The organism is Solidesulfovibrio sp. (assembly GCF_029978005.1).
Classification (GTDB): domain Bacteria; phylum Desulfobacterota; class Desulfovibrionia; order Desulfovibrionales; family Desulfovibrionaceae; genus Solidesulfovibrio.
The window spans coordinates 1-6347 of record NZ_JARKOZ010000207.1 but is presented as its reverse complement, the minus strand read 5'-3'; the positions used below and the strand labels follow the sequence as shown (position 1 = coordinate 6347).

At 70.0% G+C, this 6347-nt stretch carries 5 protein-coding genes; 2 read left to right on the top strand and 3 right to left on the bottom strand.

Annotated features, from left to right (window positions below):
- Positions 1–282: 282 nt before the first annotated feature.
- Positions 283–999, bottom strand: a complete 717-nt coding sequence (locus tag Q1K70_RS20965; protein ID WP_300164321.1) for a Crp/Fnr family transcriptional regulator — start codon at positions 997–999, stop codon at positions 283–285.
- Positions 1000–1086: 87 nt separating this feature from the next.
- Between Q1K70_RS20965 and Q1K70_RS20960 the strand changes: the two genes are divergently transcribed.
- Positions 1087–1731 (top strand): 4Fe-4S binding protein, encoded by a 645-nt coding sequence (locus tag Q1K70_RS20960; RefSeq protein ID WP_300164318.1) that lies wholly within the window; start codon positions 1087–1089, stop codon positions 1729–1731.
- Positions 1728–3038, top strand: coding sequence for a 4Fe-4S dicluster domain-containing protein (locus tag Q1K70_RS20955; RefSeq protein ID WP_300164315.1), 1311 nt, complete (start codon positions 1728–1730; stop codon positions 3036–3038). Before Q1K70_RS20960 ends, Q1K70_RS20955 begins: the two co-directional genes overlap by 4 nt.
- 3 nt (positions 3039–3041) lie before the next feature.
- Here the strand turns inward: Q1K70_RS20955 and Q1K70_RS20950 are convergent, their stop codons facing one another.
- Both Q1K70_RS20950 and Q1K70_RS20945 read right to left on the bottom strand, forming a co-directional pair.
- Positions 3042–3191: a hypothetical protein gene (locus tag Q1K70_RS20950; RefSeq protein ID WP_300164312.1), complete on the bottom strand. Its 150-nt coding sequence runs from the start codon at positions 3189–3191 to the stop codon at positions 3042–3044.
- 17 nt (positions 3192–3208) lie between these two features.
- The gene (locus tag Q1K70_RS20945) at positions 3209–6253 is read right to left on the bottom strand and encodes a radical SAM protein (protein ID WP_300164309.1); all 3045 of its coding nucleotides are present in this window, start codon (positions 6251–6253) and stop codon (positions 3209–3211) included.
- Positions 6254–6347: the final 94 nt, after the last annotated feature.

The window sequence follows — 6347 nt, the reverse complement described above, 5'->3', positions numbered from 1 at the left end:
CGCAGGCCGCAAAGCCGGCCAGCACGTTGCCCGAAATTCCCCGACCACGGGCGCCAGCGGCGAAGCGCCGCATTTCAAGAAGTCTTGTCAGTAAAATTCCTTCAAACTTCGCCCCGCAGGGGCGACGGGCCTGCGAGGCCGGAATTTCCCCGGCTGAGCCTGCCGCGAAGCGGCGGCATCAGCCGGGGAAATTCCGGCCTCGCCGACGCACACCCGCCCACGACCATCCTCCCATCCAGCTTACCCTTTCCCGCTTCCCCCATCGAGGGGGTCCGGGGGGCATCATGCCCCCCGGCCGCCGGAGGCATCTTCCTTCCCTCCCCCGGTCCCGCCGACGCCGGCGTACGCTTCGAGGCGGCCGGCATCGAGGATTTCCAGGGTGGTGCCGGAGAGGATGATGACTCCTTCGTCGCTGAAGCGGCGCAGCACGCGGGAGAGGGTTTCGGGAATGGTGCCGAGGTAGGCGGCGAGTTGTCCCTTGGGCAGGTCGAGGGCGAGGCGGCGTTTCCTGCTTTGGGCCTGGAGCAGCAGCAGGTGGGCGGCGAGGCGAGCCGGCACTTCGCGAAGGCTCAGGTCTTCGAGCTTCTTGACCAGTTGGCGCAGGCGGATGGAAAGCAGTCCCAGCATATTCATGGCCAGGTCGGGCTCGTCCTTGAGGAGGCGGCGGAAGCGTTCGCGCGGGAAGAAGAGGTATTCGCCGTCTTCGAGGACCTGGGCGCTGGCCGGGTAGACGCCGCCGGAGAAGACGGCCACTTCGGCGAAGACCTCGCCCGGGCCGAACACGTGGAGGATGTGTTCCTTGCCGGCGAGCGAAGTCTGGTAGATGCGCACTTTGCCCGAGGCCACGGAGAAAAAGCCCTGGGCCGGTTCGCCGGCGAAAAAGATGTCCGCGCCCCGGGCGTAGCGCCGCGTTTCGGCCACGCCGGCCAGGGCGGCGAGTTCACGCTGTCCCAGCCCGGAAAAGAGGCCTATGGCGGCCACGGCCTGGTTTTTGTCCATGCGTCCGTCCGTTTTTGACGTAAGTCAAAGCCCAATCGCGAGACCTCGGGCATGGAGGACGGGAAACCTCCGCCGCAAGGAGCCTGCATGACGTCGAGCCCGTACATACTGGAATCCTGCCGGGGCGTGAAGCCGCCCGGATGTCCGCGCGCCCTGGCCGTTCCCGGGGAGTTCGCCGCCGGGATCGAGGGGCTGCTTTCCCGCGCGCCTTTGCCGGAGGCGTTTGCGACGCTCGGCCGCGCGCCGCGCCATCACGAGCGATTTCGGCTGAGTCTTTGCGCCTGCGCGAACGGCTGCGCCCGGCCGCATGTGGCCGATCTGGGGCTGGTGGCGGCCGTGGACTTGGTGGTCGACGGGGAAGCCTGCACCGGCTGCGGCGCGTGCGCGGCGGTCTGTCCCGACGGGGCCATCGCCATGGTGGACGGCGTGGCGGTCGTGGATCGGGAGCGTTGCCTGGGCTGCGGCCATTGCGTCGCCGCCTGCGGGACCGGGGCGCTCGCGGCCGGTCCGGTGGCCTTTCGCGCCCTGCTCGGCGGCCGGCTCGGACGGCGGCCGAGGCTCGGCCTGGAGCTGCGAGAGCGCCTTGATCCGGCGAGCGCCCTGGAGCTGGCCGGGCGCTGCCTGGAGGCCTGCGCCTCTGGGCTGCGGCCGGGGCTGCGTTTCGGCGACCTCGTCTTTCCGAGTGACCGGCCGACCGGTCTGCCGGGCCTGCCGGCTTGGGTGCGGCCATGACCGCTACGGGTCTGGCCGCCCTGGTGCTGGGGCTTTTGCTCTACGCCGCCCATGCCTTGCGCCTGGGGGAAACGGGCCTTGTCGCCGCCGTGCTGGTCCTGGCGGGCCTCGCGGCCGCCCGGCGGCGGTTCGCGCCCTACGTGCTCGGCCCGGCCGCGCTGCTGGCCGGACTGGCCTTCGCGACGGCCGCGCGGGACATGCTGGCCTTTCGCCTGGCGGCCGGGCTGCCGTATCTGCGCCTGGGGGCCATCATGGCCGCCGTGGTCGGGGTCTGCCTGGCCGGGGGGATGTTCTGCTTTTCCCACCGGGCGAAAGTTTTTTTCGACCGGGGGCCGCAAACGCCCGTGGCCCAGGCCACGGCCTTCTGGCTGACGGTGGGGCTCCTGGCCCTGGCCCGGGCCAAGGTTTCCTTTCCGGTGCTCCTCGCCGACCGGTTCCTGCCCGGCTGGGGAACGCTCGAAATCGCGCTGCTCGGGCTTTACGCCGCCTGGCTTTCGGGGCGCATGCTGGCCGCGCCGCGCACCGGGTCGATCCGCTCCCGCTACTGGGCGCTTTTTTCCCTGATCTTTTTCGCCCAGCTTGGCCTGGGGCTGGCCGGGGCCACGACGTTTCTCATGACCGGGGCGCTGCACCTGCCCGTGCCGGCGCTCATCGCGGCCGGGCCCATCTACCGGGGCGGCGGCTATTTCATGCCCATCCTCTACCTGTCCACGCTGCTGCTCGTCGGGCCGGGCTGGTGTTCGCACCTGTGCTACATCGGCGCGGCCGACGACGCCTGCGCCAGGCTCGGCCGCAAAACGCCCAGGCGCTTGTCGCGCCGATTGCCGCTCTGGCGCGCCGCCACGCTGGGGCTAGCCGTCGGCGGTGCGGCCGGGCTGCGGCTGGCGGGCGTAAGCACGGAAACGGCGGCGCTGGCCGCCGCCGGCTTCGGGCTCGTCGGGCTTGGCGTCATGGCCACGTTTTCGCGGCGAAGCGGCGTCATGGTCCACTGCACGGCCTGGTGTCCCATAGGGCTTGTGGGCAACGTCCTGGGCAAGGTTTCGCCCTGGCGGATTCGCGTGGGGGAAGGCTGCGACGGCTGCGGCCGCTGCTTTCGCGCCTGCCGCTATCTGGCGCTTTCGCCCGAGGACCTGGCCAGGGGGCGGCCGGGGCTTTCCTGCACGCTGTGCGGCGACTGCCTGGGTGCCTGCCCGTCGGACCGCCTGGGCTACCGTTTCCCGGGACTCTCGCCCCGGGCGGCGCGCGCGGCCTACTTCACGCTGGTGACGGCGCTGCACGCCGTGTTCCTCGGCGTGGCGCGCATCTAGCGGCTAGTCCTTCCCGGCCGCGCGCGAAAGCGCCTTCTGGTAGCGCTTCCAGCCCGGGCACCAGCCCGTGTGCCAGCGCCACAGCCTGGCCAGAAGCGATCGCGGCCGTTTTTCCGCCAGACGGCGCAGCGGGCATTTGTCGCAAAGGTGCATGGCGTTCCAACCTCCCCCTACCCTTCCCGACGCGGCGTCCCGGGCACGGGCACGCCGCAGGAGGCCAGCAGCAGGTCGATGAGGGTCTTGCCGCAGTGGAAGGCGGCGCAACGCGGCGCGGCCTCGGCCGACTTGCGGGCGAGGACGTCGTGGTTGTCGATGAAGTGCGCCACCGCCTCGATGACCGACAGCCCGTCGTAGCCCCGGATGAGGGAATAGCCGCAGTCGAAGTGCTTGACCTCCAGCGCCAGCGAGGTGCCGACCGGCACGATGAGCGGCACGCCAAGGGCAATGGCCTCGATGACGATCTGGGAGGAGCGCTCGACGTAGCTCGTGGGCTGGTACGGCAGAAGCAGCGCGTCGAAGGAGGCGACGAGCCGATGGAAGTCCTCGCCCACGAAGCAGCTCTCGTGCACGACCACCCGGTCGCCGAAGGAGCGCAGCCGCTCCAGGGTGTCGTCGTCCACGAAGCGGCAGGCGAACTGCACCTCGAACACCACGTCCGGATAGGCCGGCAGGATGGCCTCGACGATCTCGGGCAAAAAGCCCACACCCTGCTCCAGGCGGCCCTCGCCGGCGTAGCCGATGCGCACCGTCCCCTTCTCGGCCCGGGTCCGAAACGGCCTGGCCGGCACCTCCAGTTGCAGCGGCACCGGGAAGACCGGACAGGGCTTTTCCGCCATCTGCTTGATCTGGGAGCCGATGAGCCGGTTGCTCGCGGCGAAGCAGACTTTGGGCTCGTTGACGAAGGGCTTGAGCGCCAGCCGGAAGATGGATCTGGCCAGGGCCAGCTGGTCCTTGGCCACGAAACGGAAGCAGTGGTTCTGGAACTTGAGGCACAGATGGGGCCGTTTGGCCTTGTCCATGGCCAGGTACCAGGCGGCGATCCCCCGTACGATCTTGGGGTCGGCCGTGTGGCAGAAGACGATGTCCGACGGGTCGAGGTCGGCGCGCAGGTTCTTGAACAGGTTGAACTCGGCGATGCTGCCGGCGATAAGGAAATCCTCGAGCCAGGAGCAGTACTTGTCCGAGGAGTGGCTGGCGTAGCGCGAGGGCTGGAGCACGGCCCTGGCCCGCAGCACCTTGACCGCCTCGGGCTGGCAGTCGGCGTAGACGTAGAATTCCACGGGCATCTCGCGCTTCATGCATTCCATGAGCACGCCCAGGTCGTAGGCGAAATGGTGGCCGGCCAGGAAGCGCAGGCCGTGGTCCAGGACGATGAGCCGGGGGGAGCCGCCGGCGGCGGCCCGGGCCGCGGCCTCGGGATCCGCCGGCCGTGACGGGGCATCGGCCGCGTCCATGGCGCGGCGCAGGGTCCGGCCCCAGGACGTGACCGGCACGGCGGCCAGGGACTTGGCCAGGGAGGCCTGCGCCTTGGCGTCTGGGGCCTCGCCGTCTTCCGGATCGGCCCCCAGGGCCAGCAGGGCCTGCCGGGCCTCCAGGCAGTCCGGGTCCAGGGAAAGGGCCCGGCGCAGACAGGCGGCCGCCTCCTCGGTCAGGCCCTGGTCGCGCAGCAGAAAGCCCAGGTGCAGGCAGGGGGCGGCCAACGCCGCATCGGCGGCGACGGCCCGGGAGAAAAACCGCACGGCCAGGTCGAACTTGCGTGCCCGCACGGCGATGGTGCCGAGCATGTCGAGGACCGGCGCGTCCTCGCCGCCGGCTTCCAGCAGATTGCGGCAGATGGACTCGGCCACGGCCGGCCGGCCGTGGCGCAGGCACAGGGCCGCCTCGCCCAGCCCCGCGTCGCGAAGGGCCACCAGGCGCATCTTGCGCGTGCCGTCGCGCTCGGCCACGTAGCCCTCGAGGCTCGCGCCGGCGTAGTGTTCGAGACTCCCGGCCCGGCGCAGGGTGGAAAGGGGCGAGCCCTCGATCTCGGCCGTGCCCGACTCCTGGAAGCTGTCGAGCGGCAGCGAGGCCCGGTAGCGCCTGGTGTCGGCCATCTGCTCGGGCGTCTCCCCGGGCAGGCCTACGGTGAAGGTGCCGTGCACGGTCATGCCCAGGGACTTCAAGCGGTAGACCACGTCGCGCGCCTTCTCCAGGTTCAGGTTCTTGCGCACGATGTTGTCCACGACCCACTGGTTGCCGCTCTCGAAGCCGATCTTGACCCCGAAGCAGCCGCTTTCGCGCATGACCCGCCAGGTGTCCCAGGACACGGTGTCCGCCCGGCACATGGCCGACCAGGGCAGGCCCAGCCGGGCCATGACGCCGCAGACCTCGAGGACGTGGCGGTCGCCGAGGTTGAAGGTGTCGTCGTCGAAGTAGACGCTCTTGAAGCCGTAGCGCCCGACGAGCTCGGTCAGCATGCCCTCCAGGTAGTCGCCGGAGAGCTGGCGCACCCGACGCACGCCCGTGCCGTCGGGATCGTTGTTGGACATGACCGACGGCCAGACGCAGAAGATGCAGCGAAACGGGCAGCCCCGGCTGGTGAGCACCTGGAGTTGGGGAAACACCTGGCCCTTGGGGTTGGAATCCCAGTACTTGTTGGCGTGCAGGGGGTCGAAGTAGGGATAGGGCGCGGCGTTGAGCTCGGCCTCGGTCAGGAGGTCGTGGGGCAAGAGCCCGCTTTCGCCGCCGACAACCCTGACCAGTCCCTTTTCGTATTCGCCCTGGATGACGGCGTGCAGGGGATGCTCGGCCAGGAGCTTCTCCCCGAGCGTGGCGATGGGTCCGGCCACCACCACCCGCAGGCCGCGAAATTCCTTGGCGATGTGGTCGATGAGTTCGGCGTCGTGGGGCCAGCTCGGCGAGGCGGATTCGATGACGATGTAATCGAACCGGCTCTTTTTGAGGTACTTGAAGAAGGCGTCGTAATCCTCGCGCAGGGCGATGGAGTCGCGGAAGGCGACCGTGGCGTCCGTCTCGCGCTCCAGGTAGGCGGCGGCCGAGCCCAGGAAAAAGGGATAGGGGATGTAGTCGCCGAAGCGGTACTGGCCGGGCTTCGAGCGCACCGCCGAGGTGAACGGCCAGCGCGAGCCGGCCCGCACGCCGGCCAGCAGTCCCGAGCCGTAGATGGCGTCGGGGTCTTCGATCCACCAGGGCGGGTTCGCGCACAGGACTTTCATCGGGGCTCCTCCAGGGCCGCATCCTGCGCGATTTTCCCGCCGCCGTCACCTGGGGCCGGAAAGGGACGGGCGACGCGCCGCTTAAGCGGCGCGT